This is a genomic window from Paraburkholderia domus, assembly GCF_905220705.1.
Lineage (GTDB): Bacteria > Pseudomonadota > Gammaproteobacteria > Burkholderiales > Burkholderiaceae > Paraburkholderia > Paraburkholderia domus.
In genome coordinates, this window is the sequence record NZ_CAJNAT010000001.1 from 514,184 (window position 1) to 530,793 (window position 16,610).

The following is a 16,610-nucleotide window of genomic DNA, read 5'->3' on the forward strand; positions in this document are numbered from 1 at the left end:
CGCCGATACCGTCAGCGATACCAGCATTCCTTCCCGCCACTCAACGGTTTTAGGTGGACCGCGTTAGAAGATGAACGCCGCACGCCTTAAAAGATCGGGAAAGCCACGCATCTCAAGACGACTTGGGAGGTTGATGCCGTCATCGATACCGTCAGACCGCGCCCTTTTTCAACACGATCAACCCTGAACCACTGTTCGAGCTTCCCTGACCGCAACGACGACTTTTAAGATAAGTCCGGTCGGACCAAAGCCGACGGTCGCCCATCGGAGTTGGGGGGACCGCTATGGGCTGTTCAACGGCCATTTATCACTTCTCGGTCACGGACGTCCGGTTCCAGATTCAGCGGATTCGCAGTCCCAACCCACCTTAGCCAGCTACCGTCAGTCATTCAATGTTTGCCATGGCAGCGACCAACGTACGTTCAATTGAACATACTTAATTTGCTCACACTATCAGTGGTCCACTTTAGAATCCCGAACAAGCGCGGACGATCTTGGTTGAGTCGTCGCCTTGACTGCTCCCTTTCTTGCTGACGCGGGAATGGGCGACAAAAGGATGCCCGCACGCAACGTTACACCCCATTCAACGACAGGAGATCGAATGAGTTCACGCAAAGGCGAATCGCCCGAAGCACTGAGCAAGGAAGATCTGGAGGCGATGTCCGAGTTCCGTTACAGGTTGCGCCGCTTCCTGCGGTTTTCCGAAGAGGTAACTCATGCTGCGGGGGTCACGCCTTTGCAGTATCAACTGATGCTCCAGCTCAAAGGTTTTCCCGGCAGATCGTGGGCAACAGTAGGCGAACTGGCCGAACGACTGCAGGCAGCGCCTAACGGCACGGCGGCCCTGGTATCGCGCTGCGAATCCGCCGGGCTGGTGCTTCGCAAACCTGGTGAAGAGGACCGACGCCAGGTACGGGTTCACCTCACCTCAAAGGGAGAACGGTGTCTGCTTAAACTGGCGGCGCTGCACAAGCCCGAGATCGCGTCATTTGGCTGGGTGTTTGGGAAGTCGACCGAGCTGCCGTAGATATCGCCTTTCGCGGACCATCGCCAGCCGCTTTGCCATGCATGGCCTATGCAAATATATGGCACACTGTGCTATATAAACCATACTGATGCGTTTTAGGCGGCGGCATGCATATTTCAGAACTTATTAACAAACGTGCGCTACAACACGCCCGGCGACTATGGTTGCACTATGGTGTGTTCTGGCTGGGCGCCATCGCGACCGGGCTCATCGCCGTTTTCTACGCGAAGCTGATCGACATCGGGTATGACACCTTCCTTCGCTATTCGGCGCGATACTGGTGGCTGCCGCTTCCCGTCACCCCGGCAATCGGCGCTCTGGGCGTATGGCTTACCAGACGCTTCTTTCCCGGTTCCGAAGGCAGTGGCATCCCCCAGGTCATTGCCACGCTCCATGACCGCGGCGATCTTGCTCGACGTCTACTGAGCATCAGGATCCTCATCGGCAAGATTGCGGTGTCGTTCCTCTCAATACTCGGCGGATTCACGATCGGCCGCGAGGGACCGACGATCCATGTGGGCGCCGCGCTCATGTTCAATCTGCGACGCTTTTATCCACAGCGATTCCGGGCCATCCGGGGCATCGAACTGGAACGGCGCCTAGCCCTCGCCGGTGCCGCTGCGGGTCTATCGGCGGCGTTCAACGCGCCGCTCGCGGGTGTCGTCTTCGCCATCGAAGAATTGACCCGCAGCTTTGAGCAGCGCACGAGCGGTGTGCTGATTACTGCGATCATCTTTGCGGGTGTCGTCTCGCTCGGCCTGCAGGGCAACTACACGTATTTCGGAACGATCGACGTCGGCAGTCGTTTTCCCGATCTGCTGGCAGTGGCGGTGATCATGATTGGCGCCTTATCCGGTGTTGCCGGCGGCGTCTTCTGCTGGTTACTGCTTAATACTAACCGCTGGATGCCGTCGTCCGTGACCGCCTGGCGCGGCAACCAACCGGTGGCATTTGGCGCGGCATGTGGCCTGATCATCGCTGTGATCGGTGTGGCGTCGGGCGGCCACACCTTCGGTAGCGGCTATGCGGAAGCGCGCGCAATGCTGGAAGGGCGCGCGCAACTGGGCGCGGCTTACCCGGTGCTCAAGATGGCCTCGATGGTCGGATCGTATCTGCCAGGCGCGCCGGGTGGCCTGTTTGCGCCGTCGCTCGCGATCGGTGCGGGTATCGGCAACGCGTTACATTTGCTGTTTGGCCAGATGCAGTTGCCGATGCTGATCGCTCTCGGCATGGTGGGCTATCTGGCGGCAGTTACGCAAAGCCCGATTACCGCTTTTGTGATCGTGATCGAGATGATCAACGGCCACGCACTCGTCATCTCCCTCATGGCCACGGCGTTAATCGCCAGCCAGATATCGAAACTGTTTGCGCCTGCACTTTACGAAGCGTTGTCTGAGCGTTACAGCAGGCCCCATGTGGCGCCGAATGTCGTGCCATCCGCTCCAACCAGGGAGCGTTCATCCGACAGGCCGCCGGGACGGTTCTGACCAGCCGGACTTGTTTCTGCTGTTTTTTTAGAGTCTGGTGTTGTTGTGCGCCCTCGTGTTGCCGGATAGCGCTGCGCGGGCGTATACGTGCGCGTATCAGAGGAGACCGACATGTCTGAAGGACGAGAGCAGTTTGACGAATACAAGGGCTATACCATTCGTGTCCTCGCTGTTCCCGAGTATTCGCCGCACCCGCCGAATATCCCGTTTGCCTATGTCGGTTATGTCGCGCGTCCCGGGGCCGACGTTCGCTACGGGTCGTCGCGGGTGAGCTTTGCCCATCCGATCGCCGATCTGCTCACTGCACAAGCCGCGGAACAGGCCGGATTCGCAGAGGGACGATCAATCGTAGATGGCACGCACCCTGACGGACTCAATTCAGAAGAACTCTAATCAAGGTCTGAGCGATCGTTTGAGATCACGCTGGGCGCCTTGCCAGCGTTCCGTTAAGGCGCCCCTCTTTAAACGGCTCACGGACGCCGTCAGTGCCTGAGCAAACCAGTCGGTCAAGGCACTAGCCGTGATCACCGTGGGCGACGACATTGAGCCGTCCAGACTTCGTGAGCTGCCGAACCTTGTTCATAAATGATGTCTGCGGGCTTTTCTTGCATTCGTCAACAACCAGACCTACGGGATTTGCCGCGTCAACAATCAGCTCGTCGGTTGCCTTCACGTCGACCTTGCTCACGCCGGCAGCCCAGTACAGCAAGGCTGGCTTGTAGTTGTCCGCCAATGCCAGAAAATCCTCGCAATTCATCTTTTCCGGTTGGACTCTCGACTTTGTTTGCGCGAACCCGGTTTGTGATAGGCCGATGCTCATCAAAACCGCACCCAGGAAAATCCTGTTCATGGCACACCTCTTCGAAAGACTCGATAGCGGCTCCCTCCGGCCGCACGCGAAAATGCTTTGAATGACGTCGGCTCAGTTCGCCGTCCGCTGAACTGGTGCCCGATGTCAGGAGGAACAGAATCTCGTAGTCGATTAAAGGAAACATCTGAATCACGCCGCCGCACCACGAATCGCCAGAGGTTGCAACTAGCGAAGATGGAGCCTGTCGCACGGAACGTTGCTCCCGAGTAGCCCGATCAGATCCGCCGATACTTCTCGTCGAGTGCGAGGCGTAACGCAAGCGGGCCGTTCGCTCGGCCGACACGCTTAACCCCTGCGTGGCTTACGTGAAAAAAACGGATCCGGTTGAGGACACCGGATCCCGAAAAGGTCGCCCCCAGCGCAACGCGAGGGGACGTCCGGACGTTTCGCCTGCTACCTCTGACAGGTATGCCTGCAACCAATCTATTTCGCCTTCCTTAAACGGGACTTAAGCAAGGGGGGACCAGGACTGGATTGTGCACGGCCATTCTCATGGCGAGCATGCTCGCCGGGTGTCATTCGGGTGTAAAGCTAGAGCAGCAAGGCGGCGCCACTCAAGGCAACTCCGTCGACAGCCAGCCGGCAAACGTGACGCCCCTAACAGTCGATGAACTCAATAATCCTAACGGGCCGCTTGCGAAACAAAGCATCTACTTCGATTTCGACAGCTATACCGTCAAGAGCGACCATCAACCGCTGCTTGAGGCCCACGCGAAATATCTGATGGCTCACCCGAACCGGCATGTCCTGATTCAGGGCAACACCGACGAGCGCGGAACAAGCGAATACAATATTCGCCTTGGGCGAAAAGCGTTCGGAAGCAGTACTCCATGATCTTGCAACGCTTGGCGTACCCGACTCGCAGGTGGAAGCGGTTAGCTTCGGGAAAGAGAAGCCGGTCGCGTTGGGGCATGATGAGGCATCGTGGGCACAGAACCGGCGCGCAGATCTCGTCTACCGTTGAGGCCGCTCGGCCTTAAAGCAGACGCTATGTTCCGTTATCAGCACTGATAGCGAATTCGCTCGGGTTCTGGTTCCATGTTGCCCGGCGCCGATGCTCAAAGACCAATGAAATAGGTCTGCACATCCATTTCCTCGGACCAGATCTGGACGTCGAGCATTTCGCCGAACTCAACCGGCGCATCGTGGTACATGCAACAGAACCCCTGCGCCGTGCGGTAGACAATGACCCATTCGGGCGTGGGTACCGCCCTTGCCACGTGGCTTTCACCTGAGACGCCCTTCAATGCATCAAGGTGCAACGCCTTGCTGATGCGCTTTCGTACAGCGTCCAGCTCATGTGTCAGTTTCACTTGTCGCTCCTTCACAGCAAGCCCAGCCCCGTACCCTGTTATTGCCAACGACTTGCCCCAGCCAGTCAGTTGCCGCTACCGCTGCCGCCTAGCCGGGAAATATCCTGATGCTGCTCGCCACAGCATCGGCGATGTGTTCCTTCGCGATAATCCCGAGCACGCGGTCGGGTCCGTGGCCTTCGTGCCGCCCCACCACCACCGCCATCATCGCGTGCTGTTTCCACAATCGGGTGATCACACCGAAAGCCACCTCGTTTTCTCGCACAACGATGAAATTGCGCTGCGCCAACGCCCCAAGCGTGATATCCGAATCGCTCTCGCTGACCGCTCGTCGCAAACCCGTGTTGATACGCAGGACACCATAGATCTCATGTTCGCGCGTGACCACGACGTGCCGGAATGGGGGGCCTTCCGAGCGCGTCAGCAAATCACGAAACGGCACCTGGGCGTCGAGCACAAACACGTCTGTTTCCATCACCTGGGCCGCGTTCTGCACGAGAAACATGTTGGCGTGCATGGCATTCGGAATCGGGTGACCGCGGCGCACCAGTTTGAGCGTATAGATGCTCTCAGATGACAGTAGCCGACGTGCCCCCAGACTGAACGCCACGGCGAGAATCATCGGTAGCACGATGTCATAGTCGCGCGTCATTTCGAAGATCATCGCTACAGCGGTCATCGCGGCACCCGTACCACCTCCAACCATCGCGCCCATGCCGACCATCGCAAAGGCGGGTGCGCTAACCGGCGCCCCGGGCAAAACCATCGCCACGACCGAGGCGAAGGCGGCGCCGAGCGTGGCGCCGATAAAAAGCGACGGGGAGAACACACCGCCCGAGGATCCCGACCCCAGACTGATTGAAGTGGCCAGCATCTTGCAGAGTGCCAGCATCAACAGAAAGGCGCCGCCTTCCAGTTGACCGTAGAGCGTAGCCTGAATCGTCGCGTAGCCGACGCCCTCCACGTAATAGTGACCGGCAAAGCGGAATAGAAGATACATCGTCACGCCGACTATCAGCATCCCGCATGCGTGCCGCCAGTAACGCCCCGGTACGAGATCGAAGGCGTCCTCGGCCCAGTGCAACGCACGAATCAGCAACGCTGCCGCGGCGCCCGTTACGGTTCCAAGCAACGCGTAAAGAATCAGCGTCAATGCGCTGCCAGGCTGATTGGGAATCGCGCCGAGTTGCGCCGGTACAAAGAACGCCGGGGCCGCGCCAAAGAACAGCCGGCCCAGAAACGTCGCCGTGCCGGTCGCAATCGCCACAGGCAAAAATGTATTGACGCTAATTTCCGGCATCATCAGTTCAGTGGCAAACAGCACGCCACCAATCGGCGTGTTAAAGGTCGCCGCGATGCCCGCCCCCGCTCCGGCAGCCACCAGCGTGATGCGTTGACCCGCCGTCATCCGCACGAGCTGTCCTAGCGTCGAGCCGAGCGCCGAGCCGATCTGAATAATCGGCCCCTCGCGACCTACCGCGGCGCCAGAACCAATCGCGAAGGCAGACGCAATCGACTTCACAACTGCGACGACCGGCCGGATCACACCCCGTTTGTAATAGATCGCATCCATCACCTCCGGCACGCCGTGACCTTTGGCTTCCGGAGCAAATGTGCTAACGATCCATGTGACCACGAGACCGCCCAGGACGGGCACAAGGATCACGAGTGCTCCCCACGGAGACGCGTCCGTAAAGTGACTCGCGTCATACGCAAAGGACAGACGGCCAAGAAAAAACGCATTGTGCACAAGCCCGATCAAGGCCCGAAATACCACCGCCCCAAACCCCGTGACGATGCCAACCACAAATGCGAGAACGCATAGCCAACGTATTGCGAGCGGCTCACTGGTGTCGTCATCCTGATGGGTGACCGCGCGCGGCTGGAGCGGAGCCACTTTGACATGGCGCGGCTCGTTTTTTATTACCTGATCAGGCCGATCGGAGTCACCCGGCATCGTATGGTGTCCTTATAGGACTACGGATCTGTTTCGCTAGCTCACTCTTTGCTGCTTCCCGGCAAGATGCGCAACACGCGGCAACACCACACGGCACCGACGCTCATGCCGCAAACTTTTGTTCAACCACAGTGCGTGGCCGCTTGTCCCCTCGACGCGGGGTGGCGATCTCCTAGCTCGTCTGGTCCATCCGCTCCATCACGAGCGAGGTTTCATTCGCTTCCAACGCGCAACGCATGGCGAGTACCATTACCATCACGCTCCATATGGACACCAGCAGAATGTCCCAGCCAAAACCGATCACGCCGCGTCCGCCGCCGATTCCACCAAGCCACGACAGCAGCCAGATTCCGCCGAACCAGGGCAAGCCACGAAATGTTCTTCCAGCCGAAGCCGGCAGCGGGTCTGCGTACAACTACATGGTAGTACACGGCGTACACCCAATCGCGACCATCGAAAAAAGGCAGCTGTTGGTCTTGAATCCCGTCCAGTAGATCACCAGGTTGCTGCAGATGAACGCGAGTGACGCGATAACGGACGTCCCCGTCATACGGAACGGCAGCCTGAGTTCAGGCAGATTGCGGCGCAGCACGAGTAGCGCGATCGGACCCAGTCCGTAAGTCAGGACGGTAACCGAGGTGGTGTAATTCACCATTTGCTGCCACGCGGGAAGCGGCAGCAGGAAAAGTGCGCCGGCCACCCACATGACGAGTACCGCCAGCCACGGCACCCTGTTGCGATTCAGCCTGGTGAGCCAGCGCGGGCCTGCCTTCATTTCGCCGGCTGCGGGAAGCGCCGTGTACATACCTGACAGCTTGTAGGTGTCAGGCGCGGCGCTCATCAGTCCCCAGTACGTGCTCGCCATCATCAGCCCAAATATCGTCAGCACAGGGACGAGAATCTTCCACCATGTAATGGCCGAATTGACGTTTAGCAGCCAGCGTGCGGTTTCTTCTTCTGCGTCACCCGTCCAGACACTCACGCAACGTTCGCGCGAGACGGCCTGCTTCATCTGCATCCGCGATGTTCGCAAAGCCCATCACGAGGCCGCGCGGTGTGCGCCGTGCGCGGCCATTCGCGTACCAGATCGAAAGCGGCAGCACCGCGAGCCCCGCTTCGCGGGCGCGCGCGGCGACGGCGACGTCGTCTACCGGGCCATCGGGGCCTTCGGCGAACTGCACCGCGAACTGAATTCCCCTTGGCGGCAAATCGACAATCAGCCGTTTGCCAAACGCCTGATCCAGCGCGTTCACGATCAGCACGCGCCGCTTGCCGTACAACGCACGCATCCGCTTCAGATGCCGCGCAAAATGCCCCTGCCCAATGAAATCCGCGACGGCTGCCTGCAATAGCGTCGGCGATCCGGCGTTCATGCTGTGCGCTACTCGCCCGACACGCTCGACGGCCCGCTCCGGCACCACCACATACGCGAGGCGCAAACCGGGAAACATCACCTTGCTGAACGTGCCGCAATAGATCACGCGATCGTGCCGGTCGAGGCTCTTTAAAGCCGGCAATGGCCGGCCCAGATAACGGAACTCGCTGTCGTAGTCGTCTTCGATGATCCAGCGGGACGCTTTCTCTGCCGAATCCAGCAGCGCCATGCGTCTCGCGAGCGACAGCGTGTGCCCGAGCGGGCTCTGATGCGACGGCGTGACCACTGCGAAACGCGCCTGCCCATCCAGCAGTGTGCCGCGCTCGACGTCGATGCCTTCTCCATCCACCGGCACCGGCACGAGCTGCACGCCGGTCTCGTCCAGAAAACCGCGCGCGAGCAGATAGCCGGGATCCTCGAACCACACGCTATCGTTCGGGCTGGCGAGACTGCGCAACACGAGTTCGAGCGTCGCACGGTAGCCGCCGGTCACGAACACCTGGTCCGGTAGACAGGTCACCCCGCGCGACAGCCCGAGATAGGTGGCGATATGTTCACGCAGCGGCCGGTAGCCGGCCGGATCCGGGTACGCGAGCATCGCGCGGTCGCCGCTGCGCGCGCGACGCGAAACGAGCCGGTTCCATAGCTTGCCCGGAAACGCGTCGAGCGCGGGCAGTCCTGGTTGCAACGGCCGCGGCTCGCCGCTCATCGCGACGGCGATGGCCTGCTGGCGCGGCGCCGCTTGACCACTGCGCGATTCGCCCGGCCTCTGCGGCGTGCCCGTTCCTTCAGTGCTCTGCCCGGCGCGTGCGTCCTGAACGCCTCGCGCACGCGATGAGCGCATCACCGATGCCGGCAGCGACGACGATACGAACGTGCCTGCCGCACCGCGCATCTGCAGATAGCCCTCGTCGACGAGGATCGTGTAGGCCAGCTCGACCGTGCCGCGCGCCGTGTTCAGCTGCGTGGCGAGGCCTCGCAGCGCAGGCACACGATCGCCGGGACGCAGATGCCCGGCGGCGATCGCGGTCCTGAAACGCTCGCAGATCTGCAGATAGATCGGCAACTCATGCTGCCGATCGATTTCGATGGTCAATGCGGGGGTCGCAACGGTCATGACGGTCTCACGGGCAAGGGGAACGGCAACCGACATGGACTAGTCGGATCGCCAGTTCTTGGCACTTTTCGCTAGAGCATGATTCTTCCACAATGGCCTCACGCGATGCGACGGCGGCGAACACTTTCACGCGATGCCCCCGCCAAGTGCCGCGCGTTCATTTACTTTCATCTGGAGAATCTGCCATGAAAATCGTCGTAATCGGTGGTTCCGGCCTCATCGGATCGCGTCTCGTCACGCTGCTCAGCGAGGCGGGCCATGAGGCGCTTGCCGCGTCGCCGCGCACTGGCGTGAACGCTGTGACGGGCGAAGGCCTGAGCAACGCGCTCGTGGGTGCGGACGTCGTAGTGGATGTGACGAACGCGCCATCATGGGAGCCGCAGGCGGTGCTCGAATTCTTCCGCACCTCGGCGCGCAACCTCGGCAAAGCCGAAGTGGCCGCAGGGGTGCGCCATCACGTCGCGCTATCAATCGTCGGCTGTGATCGCACGCCGGAGAACGCGTATTTCGTTGCCAAGGTTGCGCAGGAAGAGGTGATCGAAGCGGCGGGCGTACCGTACACGATCGTGCGTGCGACCCAGTTCATGGAGTTCATCGGCGGTATCGCGGATTTCGGCACGGAAGGCGGCACGGTACGCCTCGGCGACGGACTGTTTCAACCGATCGCCGCGGACGACGTCGCGGGGAGCCTCGCGCAGATCGCGCTCGCCGCGCCGCTGAACGGCACGGTCGAGATCGCCGGTCCAGACCGCGCGCCCTTCGCGGAGATCGTCACCCGTCATCTGAAATCGGTAGGCGACGCACGCCCGGTGGTGACGGATCGCGATGCGCGGTACTACGGCGGCCGTGTCGAGGAACAATCGCTCGTGCCGCTTGGCGACGCGCGGATCGGCCGCGTCAGTCTCGACCAGTGGCTGGCGCAGGCTAAAAGGGGTTGATTGCAGGTTTATGCGAAATCTGAATCAGCGCGTCTACGTTTGGCCTGATCGGAGCCGTCGGTCTGATCAGCGTTGACTCCGAACAAGAATTTTCTGGGTTTCCGGGTAAAGCATGAGCAACTCACAAAAGGTCATCGTCGTTACCGGTGCGTCGCAAGGCATAGGCGCCGAAGTCGTCAAGGCGTTTCGCAAGCTCGACTACCGCATTGTTGCGACCGCGCGTTCGATGAAACCGTCGGACGACGCGAACATCCTGACGGTTGCCGGTGATATTGGTGACCCGGCAACCGCCCAGCGTGTTATTTCCGAAGGTGTCGCACGATTCGGCCGGATCGACACGCTGGTGAACAACGCCGGCATTTACATCGGGAAGCCTTTCACCGAACACACCGAGCAAGACTTCGCAGCCGTGATGAATGTGAACGTCTCGGGCTTCTACTACGTCACGCAACTCGCCATCGCCGAAATGGAAAAGCATTCGAGCGGCCACGTGGTTAGCGTGACCTCCAGCGCCGTCGATCGTGCGATCGGCGGCGTGTATTCGGTACTGGCAGCCCTGACGAAGGGCGGGCTGAATGCCGCCACGAAGTCGCTGGCGATCGAGTACGCCAGGAAAGGTATTCGCGTGAATGCCGTCGCGCCGGGGATCATCAAGTCGCCGATGCACGCGCCGCAAACCCACGAAGCGCTGGGCGCCTTCCATCCGCTTGGGCGCATGGGCGAGATGAGCGATATCGCCGACGCGATTCTGTTCCTTGATTCCGCACCGTTCATCACGGGAGAAATCCTGCACGTTGACGGCGGCCAGAGCGCCGGTCATTAAAATGCTTCGGGCACCGCAAGGCGGTGCCCCTTCCTATCCCTACGGCAACGGCATCATTCGATGCGTTCCTGGCTTTACGCCTGGCGCGCGTCGATCTTCTCCATGCTTGAACGCGACGGCAAAATTGTGCGCTGCGGTTGCCGCATCAGACTTCGGCATGAAGGCGACATGGTCACGCGCCATCGTTTTCACGAAGCTTCCCGACGTGTCGCGTCGAAACTGCCATCACCCTCGCGCGGGATGCGGTCAGGGATCGCGATCTCACGATCGAGGTAGCAGAGGTTCGGACAAATACCAACATTTGTCACCGGCTGCACATCGATAGCCCCGGAACCTGCAGGCGCAAAAAAAGCCGCAGAGCCTTATGGCACGGCGACTTTACGGATTTCAGCGGAACTTGTTGGAATGCTTCCTGGTGCCGGGGACCGGACTCGAACCGGCAAGCCGTGAAGCGGCGGATTTTAAGTCCGCTATGTTTACCAATTTCATCACCCCGGCAGGGGTCAGAACCACGCGTGGACGCGAATTCTACCATTGCCCGGCGAGCGCACCAAACGGGCGCAGTCCCGCCGCAGTCCATCCCCACCGTCGCCCCCCAAAGACAAAAACCGGAGTCATCCGCAAGTCACAAACGTTCCCGATAATCCGCTCACGAAAACGTTTACATCACGAGCGGAAACCATGATCCCAACGATCAAAGATGTCGCCGCCCACGCGGGCTTTTCCATCGCCACGGTCTCGCGCGCGATCAACGCGCCGCACACCGTGAACCCGGTCACGCTCGACAAAGTGCGTCAATCCATCGACGCCCTCAACTTCCGCCCCAGCCCGCTAGGCCGCCAGCTGCGCGGCGAGCGCACGCGCCTGATCGGCGTGATCCTGCCGACGCTCGCCAACCCCGTGTTCGCCGAATGCCTGCAAGGTATCGACGAGCTCGCATCGGCGCAAGGCTACCGGCTCATGCTGATGACCACCCAGTACGATGCGGACCGCGAACGCCACGCCATTGAAACGCTGCGCGAACATCGCGTGGAAGGCCTGATCCTGACCGTCGCCGATGCCGACACGCATCCGCTGCTCGACGAGCTCGATCGCGCCGGCCTGCTCTACGTGCTGATGCATAACGACACGGTGCGGCGTCCGTCGGTCTCGGTCGACAACCGTCTCGCCGCGTTCGACGGCGTACGCATGCTGATCGCGCATGGCCATCGCCGCATCCTGATGCTCGCCGGCTCGCTAGCCGCTTCGGACCGCGCCCGTCAGCGGCATCTTGGCTACGCGCAGGCGATGCAACAGGCCGGCCTCATGCCTGCACCCGCGCTGGAAGTCGATTTCAACGCCGACGAACTGTCGCCGTCCGTGCTCGCTCATTTGACCAGCGGCCCGACCCGCCCGACCGCACTCTTCTGCAGCAACGATCTGCTCGCCATGGTGGTGATGCGCGGCCTGCGCAGCGCGCGTCTGCAGATTCCGCACGACATGTCGATTCTCGGCTTTGACGGCCTCGCGATGGGCGAATTGCTGTCGCCGCCGCTGGCAAGCATCTGCGCACCGAATCGCGAGATCGGCTGCGCCGCCTGGCAGCGTTTGCTGTCCCGCGTAACCGGCACCTACGAAACATTAGGCGAAACGTCGCCCACGCTGACGCTGCCGCACAGCTTGCGCGAAGGCGCCACCATCGCGGCGATTTCAAACCGCGCCGACAATCCGCCGGCGCATGTTTCGACGTCGGCCGAAGAGCCGTTTGCATAATCCGCTGCCACTTTGAACCCCGAACCACCCGCTCTCTTCCTCTTCAGGAGACCCGCAGTGATCCGCTCTTCAACACGCTTTGCTTCTTCGGTCAAACCGCTCTGGCGCCGCCTCGTCCGCACCACGGCCACCGCGCTGTCGGCAGGCATGATCGTCACCGCCGCGCTGGCAGCCGTCGCGCCGCAAGCGGCCCATGCCGACGAAACGGCGATCTGCTACAACTGCCCGCCCGAATGGGCCGACTGGGCCAGCCAGATCAAGGCGATCCAGCAAAAGACCGGCATCCGCGTCCCGTTTGATAACAAGAACTCCGGCCAGTCGATAGCGCAGCTGATGGCCGAGCAGAAGAGCCCGGTCGCGGACGTGGTGTATCTGGGCGTGTCGTCGGCGTTCCAGGCGAAAGACAAAGGCGTCATCCAGCCATACAAGCCGGCGCACTGGGACGACATCCCGGCAAACATGAAGGACCCGCAAGGCTACTGGTTCACGATCCACTCGGGCACGCTGGGCTTTTTCGTCAACAAGGACGCGCTCGAGGGCAAGCCGGTCCCGCGTTCGTGGGCCGACCTTCTGAAGCCTGAGTACAAAGGCATGATCGGCTACCTCGATCCGTCAAGCGCGTTTGTCGGCTATGCGGGCGCCGTCGCGGTGAATCAGGCGCTCGGTGGCACGCTCGACAACTTCGAGCCGGGTCTCGACTGGTTCCGCAAACTGAAGGCCAACGCGCCGATCGTGCCGAAGCAGACCGCCTATGCACGCGTGATGTCCGGTGAAATCCCAATTCTGCTCGACTACGACTTCGATGCCTACCGCGCGAAGTACAAGGATCACGCCAATGTCGAGTTTGTGATTCCGAAGGAAGGCACGATCTCGGTACCGTACGTGATGAGTCTCGTGAAGGGCGCGCCGCATGAAGCGAACGGCAAGAAAGTGCTCGATTTCGTGCTGTCGGATGAAGGTCAGAAGCTGTGGGCCGAAGCCTATCTGCGTCCGGTTCGCGCGAATGCGATGACCCCAGAAATCGCCGCCAAATTTCTGCCCGCCAGCGACTATGCCCGCGCCAAGCCGGTCGACTTCGGCAAAATGGCCGAGAAACAGTCGAGCTTCGGCGAGCGTTATCTACAGGTGATGCATTGAACGACGTCACGTTCCCGCTGCGCTGGCGCATCGCATTGATCGCACCGGCGCTGGCGGTTTTTATCGCATTCTGGCTGTTGCCGATGGGCGCACTCGCGCAAATCAGCGGTGACGGCCACGCGTTCTCGACCTATCGCGCAATGCTGACCAATCCGCGCTACATGTCGAGCCTCGGCGCGACAGTCGTGTTGTCCGCGGCGGTCACAGCGGCGACGCTGGTGCTCTCCGTGATCGCCGGTTTGCTGCTGGCGCGCCGTGAGTTTCCGCTCAAGCGCACGCTGCTCGCGCTGCTGACGTTTCCATTGGCATTCCCAGGCGTCGTGGTCGGCTTCATGGTGATTATGTTGGCCGGGCGTCAAGGTTTGATCGGCGCGTTGTCGTTGAAACTCACCGGTGATCGCTGGGTGTTCGCTTACTCGATGAGCGGCCTTTTTCTCGGCTACCTGTACTTCTCGATTCCCCGCGTGATCGTCACGGTGATGGCATCGGCAACCAAGCTCGATGCTTCGCTCGAAGAAGCCGCGCGTTCGCTTGGCGCATCGCCTTGGCGTATCACGCGCGACATCGTGTTGCCCGCGTTGTCGCCGGGCCTGATCGCGGCGAGCGCCATCTGTTTCGCGACCGCGATGGGCGCCTTCGGCACCGCCTTCACACTGGCCACCGACATCGACGTGTTGCCGATGACCATCTACACCGAGTTCACGCTGAACGCGAACATGGTGACGGCCGCAGGGCTGTCCATCGTGCTCGGCATCGTCACCTGGGCCGTGCTGGCGTTCGCTCGCAGCGTGAGCGGCTCGGCTGTCGCGGCAAGCGCATGAGCGGTGTGTCCAAACCCGACGACAAGACTTCGATGAATTCCATCCCTGCCCCCATCCAACCGGCCGCCAAACCGCGCGCGCGGCGGCTCAGACTGCCGACGTCACGCACGTGGCTGGCAGCCGGTCAGTGGCTGGTTACGCTGCTGCTGTGTGCGTTTCTGATCGTGCCAGTCGTGATGTCGATCATGGCCGGACTTACGGTCAACTACTTCAAGGGCGTATCGAGCGGCTTGACGCTGCGCTGGCTAATCGAAGTGTGGACGCAGTATCACGACTCGGTGTTTCTCTCGCTCGAAGTAGCCGCGGCGACCTTGCTGATTACGCTCCTGACCGGCGTGCCCGCGGGCTACGTGCTTGCGCGCAGCAAGACGCGGCTCTCGCGCATCATCGAAGAGTTTCTGGTGTTGCCGATCGCCCTGCCCGGCCTCGCTTCCGCGCTGGCGCTGCTGGTGGTCTACGGCGGCTTCACGATGTTTCGCATGAGCGTTGCGTTTATCGTCGTCGGGCATGTCGTGTTCACGCTGCCGTTCATGGTGCGTGCCGTGGCTGCCGTGTGCGCGAGCAGCGATCTGCGCACGCTAGAAGAAGGTGCGGCGAGCCTCGGCGCGAGCTTCTTTCAGCGCTTCGTCACGATCGTGCTGCCGAACGCGCGGACAGGGATCGTCGCCGGTGCGCTGGCCGTGCTCACGCTCTCGATCGGCGAATTCAACCTGACGTGGATGCTGCATACGCCTGACACCAAAACGCTGCCGGTCGGTCTCGCCGACACCTATGCGTCGTTGCGCATCGAAATCGGCAGCGCCTACACGATTCTGTTTTTCATCATGACAATGCCGCTGCTCGTCGCGATGCAATGGCTCGGCGTCGATGCGACCGGCCAGCGCAGCGCGGGGAAAAACCGCCTTGCCGCCTCCCGTTCAAAGCCTACACCGACGTCCACGCCATGAAACTCGACTCCGTTCCCATCACGCTCACGCAATGCGCGAAAACGTTTCGCGGCACGCGCGTGCTCGAACCACTCGATTTACACATCGGCGCCGGTGAGACACTGGTGTTGCTCGGCCCGTCCGGTTGCGGCAAGACCACCACGTTGCGCATGATCGCGGGCCTCGAGACACCCGACGCCGGTGGCGGCATCGCGTTCGGCGACGAAGACGTCACCGCGTTGCCGATCGAGAAACGCCAGGTCGGCATGGTGTTCCAGAGCTACGCGCTGTTTCCGAACCTGACCGTGCGCGGCAACATCGGTTACGGACTGAAGATCAAACGGATACCGGCTGAAACCGCACGGCAGCGCGTCGACGAACTGCTCGCGATGATGCGCCTCACCGCGCACGCGGACAAACCCATCGACCAGCTTTCCGGCGGCCAGCGTCAGCGTGTCGCCTTGGCCCGCGCGCTCGCCGTGCAACCCCGCGTGCTGCTGCTCGACGAACCGCTGACCGCCCTCGATGCACGTTTGCGCGACACCTTGCGCAGCGAGATGAATACGCTGCTGCGCGAACTGGGCATCACGACCGTCTACGTGACGCACGATCAGGCCGAAGCGATGGAACTCGGCGACCGCATTGTCGTGATGAGCGCGGGGCGCATCGAACAGATCGGCTCGCCGCGCGACATCTACTACCGTCCGGCGAATCGCACGGTCGCGCAGTTCGTCGGCACGATCAACCGGCTGGCTGGCGAGCGGCGCGATGGTCTGCTAACGACGACCGGCGGCGTTGTCCCCCTGTCTCCGGGCTCCGCGCACGCAAGCGCGGCACACGAAATTTTCTTCCGCCCTGAGGACGCGACCCTCGCCGACCCGGCCAGCGCCCAATTGCGCGGCCATATCGAAACCACGGCGTTTCTCGGCGAGCGCACGCGGCTCACGATCGGTGGCGCCGCCCCGGACGCTTTGCTGATTGACGTCGCGGGCCGGGTCGAACTCGCGCGTGGCACGCCGGTTGGGATTTCAATCGCGCAGGACGCGCTGATTGCGCTATCGTAATG

Annotated in this window: 16 protein-coding genes, 1 tRNA gene and 1 pseudogene; 11 read left to right on the forward strand and 7 right to left on the reverse strand. The window is 61.4% G+C overall.

The annotated features are described in order from the left end of the window. Positions 1 to 601 precede the first annotated feature (601 nt). The 3 genes from KHO31_RS02190 to KHO31_RS02200 all read left to right on the forward strand — a co-directional run bounded on the left by KHO31_RS02190 (position 602) and on the right by KHO31_RS02200 (position 2,907). Positions 602 to 1,027, forward strand: a complete 426-nt coding sequence (locus KHO31_RS02190; protein WP_201069737.1) for a MarR family winged helix-turn-helix transcriptional regulator — start codon at positions 602 to 604, stop codon at positions 1,025 to 1,027. Between the two features lie 107 nt (positions 1,028 to 1,134). Beyond that, positions 1,135 to 2,514: a chloride channel protein gene (locus tag KHO31_RS02195; RefSeq protein ID WP_201069738.1), complete on the forward strand. Its 1,380-nt coding sequence runs from the start codon at positions 1,135 to 1,137 to the stop codon at positions 2,512 to 2,514. 111 nt (positions 2,515 to 2,625) lie between these two features. Continuing rightward, positions 2,626 to 2,907 carry a hypothetical protein gene (locus tag KHO31_RS02200; protein WP_201069739.1) on the forward strand — a complete coding sequence of 94 codons (282 nt, stop codon included), beginning with the start codon at positions 2,626 to 2,628 and terminating at the stop codon, positions 2,905 to 2,907. 121 nt (positions 2,908 to 3,028) lie between these two features. Here the strand turns inward: KHO31_RS02200 and KHO31_RS02205 are convergent, their stop codons facing one another. Next, positions 3,029 to 3,364 (reverse strand): HdeA/HdeB family chaperone, encoded by a 336-nt coding sequence (locus KHO31_RS02205; protein ID WP_201069741.1) that lies wholly within the window; start codon positions 3,362 to 3,364, stop codon positions 3,029 to 3,031. 513 nt (positions 3,365 to 3,877) lie between these two features. Between KHO31_RS02205 and pal the strand changes: the two are divergent. Next, positions 3,878 to 4,349 (forward strand): annotated as a pseudogene (pal, locus tag KHO31_RS02210) (peptidoglycan-associated lipoprotein Pal). Positions 4,350 to 4,443: 94 nt separating this feature from the next. On the opposite strand, the gene KHO31_RS02215 reads toward pal, so the two are convergent. The 5 genes from KHO31_RS02215 to pdxR all read right to left on the reverse strand — a co-directional run bounded on the left by KHO31_RS02215 (position 4,444) and on the right by pdxR (position 9,147). Then, positions 4,444 to 4,698 (reverse strand): hypothetical protein, encoded by a 255-nt coding sequence (locus KHO31_RS02215; protein WP_201069743.1) that lies wholly within the window; start codon positions 4,696 to 4,698, stop codon positions 4,444 to 4,446. An 88-nt stretch (positions 4,699 to 4,786) separates the two neighbouring features. Beyond that, positions 4,787 to 6,364 (reverse strand): chloride channel protein, encoded by a 1,578-nt coding sequence (locus KHO31_RS02220; RefSeq protein WP_236060659.1) that lies wholly within the window; start codon positions 6,362 to 6,364, stop codon positions 4,787 to 4,789. Between the two features lie 463 nt (positions 6,365 to 6,827). Next, entirely contained in the window at positions 6,828 to 7,022 is a 195-nt protein-coding gene (locus tag KHO31_RS39085; RefSeq protein WP_236060657.1) for a hypothetical protein, read from the reverse strand. Positions 7,023 to 7,070: 48 nt separating this feature from the next. Continuing rightward, positions 7,071 to 7,667, reverse strand: a complete 597-nt coding sequence (locus tag KHO31_RS02225; protein WP_236060656.1) for an APC family permease — start codon at positions 7,665 to 7,667, stop codon at positions 7,071 to 7,073. Next, on the reverse strand, positions 7,618 to 9,147 hold the full coding sequence (pdxR, locus tag KHO31_RS02230) for a MocR-like pyridoxine biosynthesis transcription factor PdxR (RefSeq protein ID WP_201069746.1): 1,530 nt from the start codon (positions 9,145 to 9,147) through the stop codon (positions 7,618 to 7,620). The genes KHO31_RS02225 and pdxR overlap by 50 nt, the downstream gene beginning before the upstream one ends. A gap of 185 nt (positions 9,148 to 9,332) precedes the next feature. Between pdxR and KHO31_RS02235 the strand changes: the two genes are divergently transcribed. Both KHO31_RS02235 and KHO31_RS02240 read left to right on the forward strand, forming a co-directional pair. Then, positions 9,333 to 10,085, forward strand: coding sequence for an SDR family oxidoreductase (locus KHO31_RS02235; RefSeq protein ID WP_201069747.1), 753 nt, complete (start codon positions 9,333 to 9,335; stop codon positions 10,083 to 10,085). A gap of 112 nt (positions 10,086 to 10,197) precedes the next feature. Beyond that, entirely contained in the window at positions 10,198 to 10,908 is a 711-nt protein-coding gene (locus tag KHO31_RS02240) for an SDR family NAD(P)-dependent oxidoreductase (protein WP_201069748.1), read from the forward strand. 413 nt (positions 10,909 to 11,321) lie between these two features. Here KHO31_RS02240 and KHO31_RS02245 read toward each other — a convergent pair. Continuing rightward, positions 11,322 to 11,406: transfer RNA gene (locus tag KHO31_RS02245), tRNA-Leu, on the reverse strand. 183 nt (positions 11,407 to 11,589) lie between these two features. Here KHO31_RS02245 and KHO31_RS02250 point away from each other — a divergent pair. The 5 genes from KHO31_RS02250 to KHO31_RS02270 are packed head-to-tail and all read left to right on the forward strand — an operon-like array spanning position 11,590 to position 16,608. Continuing rightward, on the forward strand, positions 11,590 to 12,660 hold the full coding sequence (locus KHO31_RS02250) for a LacI family DNA-binding transcriptional regulator (protein ID WP_201069749.1): 1,071 nt from the start codon (positions 11,590 to 11,592) through the stop codon (positions 12,658 to 12,660). A gap of 57 nt (positions 12,661 to 12,717) precedes the next feature. After that, positions 12,718 to 13,797 (forward strand): ABC transporter substrate-binding protein, encoded by a 1,080-nt coding sequence (locus KHO31_RS02255; RefSeq protein WP_201069750.1) that lies wholly within the window; start codon positions 12,718 to 12,720, stop codon positions 13,795 to 13,797. Next, entirely contained in the window at positions 13,794 to 14,618 is an 825-nt protein-coding gene (locus tag KHO31_RS02260) for an ABC transporter permease (protein ID WP_201069752.1), read from the forward strand. The genes KHO31_RS02255 and KHO31_RS02260 overlap by 4 nt, the downstream gene beginning before the upstream one ends. 32 nt (positions 14,619 to 14,650) lie before the next feature. Continuing rightward, on the forward strand, positions 14,651 to 15,565 hold the full coding sequence (locus KHO31_RS02265; RefSeq protein ID WP_201069754.1) for an ABC transporter permease: 915 nt from the start codon (positions 14,651 to 14,653) through the stop codon (positions 15,563 to 15,565). Beyond that, positions 15,562 to 16,608: an ABC transporter ATP-binding protein gene (locus tag KHO31_RS02270; protein WP_201069756.1), complete on the forward strand. Its 1,047-nt coding sequence runs from the start codon at positions 15,562 to 15,564 to the stop codon at positions 16,606 to 16,608. The genes KHO31_RS02265 and KHO31_RS02270 overlap by 4 nt, the downstream gene beginning before the upstream one ends. Positions 16,609 to 16,610: the final 2 nt, after the last annotated feature.

Bases quoted from the DNA above. Each gene is read 5' to 3' on its own strand.
- KHO31_RS02225 (WP_236060656.1), bottom strand. From the start codon at position 7,667: ATGAAGCAGGCCGTCTCGCGCGAACGTTGCGTGAGTGTCTGGACGGGT.
- KHO31_RS02200 (WP_201069739.1), top strand. From the start codon at position 2,626: ATGTCTGAAGGACGAGAGCAGTTTGACGAATACAAGGGCTATACCATT.
- KHO31_RS02265 (WP_201069754.1), top strand. From the start codon at position 14,651: ATGAATTCCATCCCTGCCCCCATCCAACCGGCCGCCAAACCGCGCGCG.
- KHO31_RS02205 (WP_201069741.1), bottom strand. From the start codon at position 3,364: ATGAACAGGATTTTCCTGGGTGCGGTTTTGATGAGCATCGGCCTATCA.
- KHO31_RS02250 (WP_201069749.1), top strand. From the start codon at position 11,590: ATGATCCCAACGATCAAAGATGTCGCCGCCCACGCGGGCTTTTCCATC.
- pdxR (WP_201069746.1), bottom strand. From the start codon at position 9,147: ATGACCGTTGCGACCCCCGCATTGACCATCGAAATCGATCGGCAGCAT.
- KHO31_RS02190 (WP_201069737.1), top strand. From the start codon at position 602: ATGAGTTCACGCAAAGGCGAATCGCCCGAAGCACTGAGCAAGGAAGAT.
- KHO31_RS02195 (WP_201069738.1), top strand. From the start codon at position 1,135: ATGCATATTTCAGAACTTATTAACAAACGTGCGCTACAACACGCCCGG.
- KHO31_RS02235 (WP_201069747.1), top strand. From the start codon at position 9,333: ATGAAAATCGTCGTAATCGGTGGTTCCGGCCTCATCGGATCGCGTCTC.
- KHO31_RS02240 (WP_201069748.1), top strand. From the start codon at position 10,198: ATGAGCAACTCACAAAAGGTCATCGTCGTTACCGGTGCGTCGCAAGGC.
- KHO31_RS02270 (WP_201069756.1), top strand. From the start codon at position 15,562: ATGAAACTCGACTCCGTTCCCATCACGCTCACGCAATGCGCGAAAACG.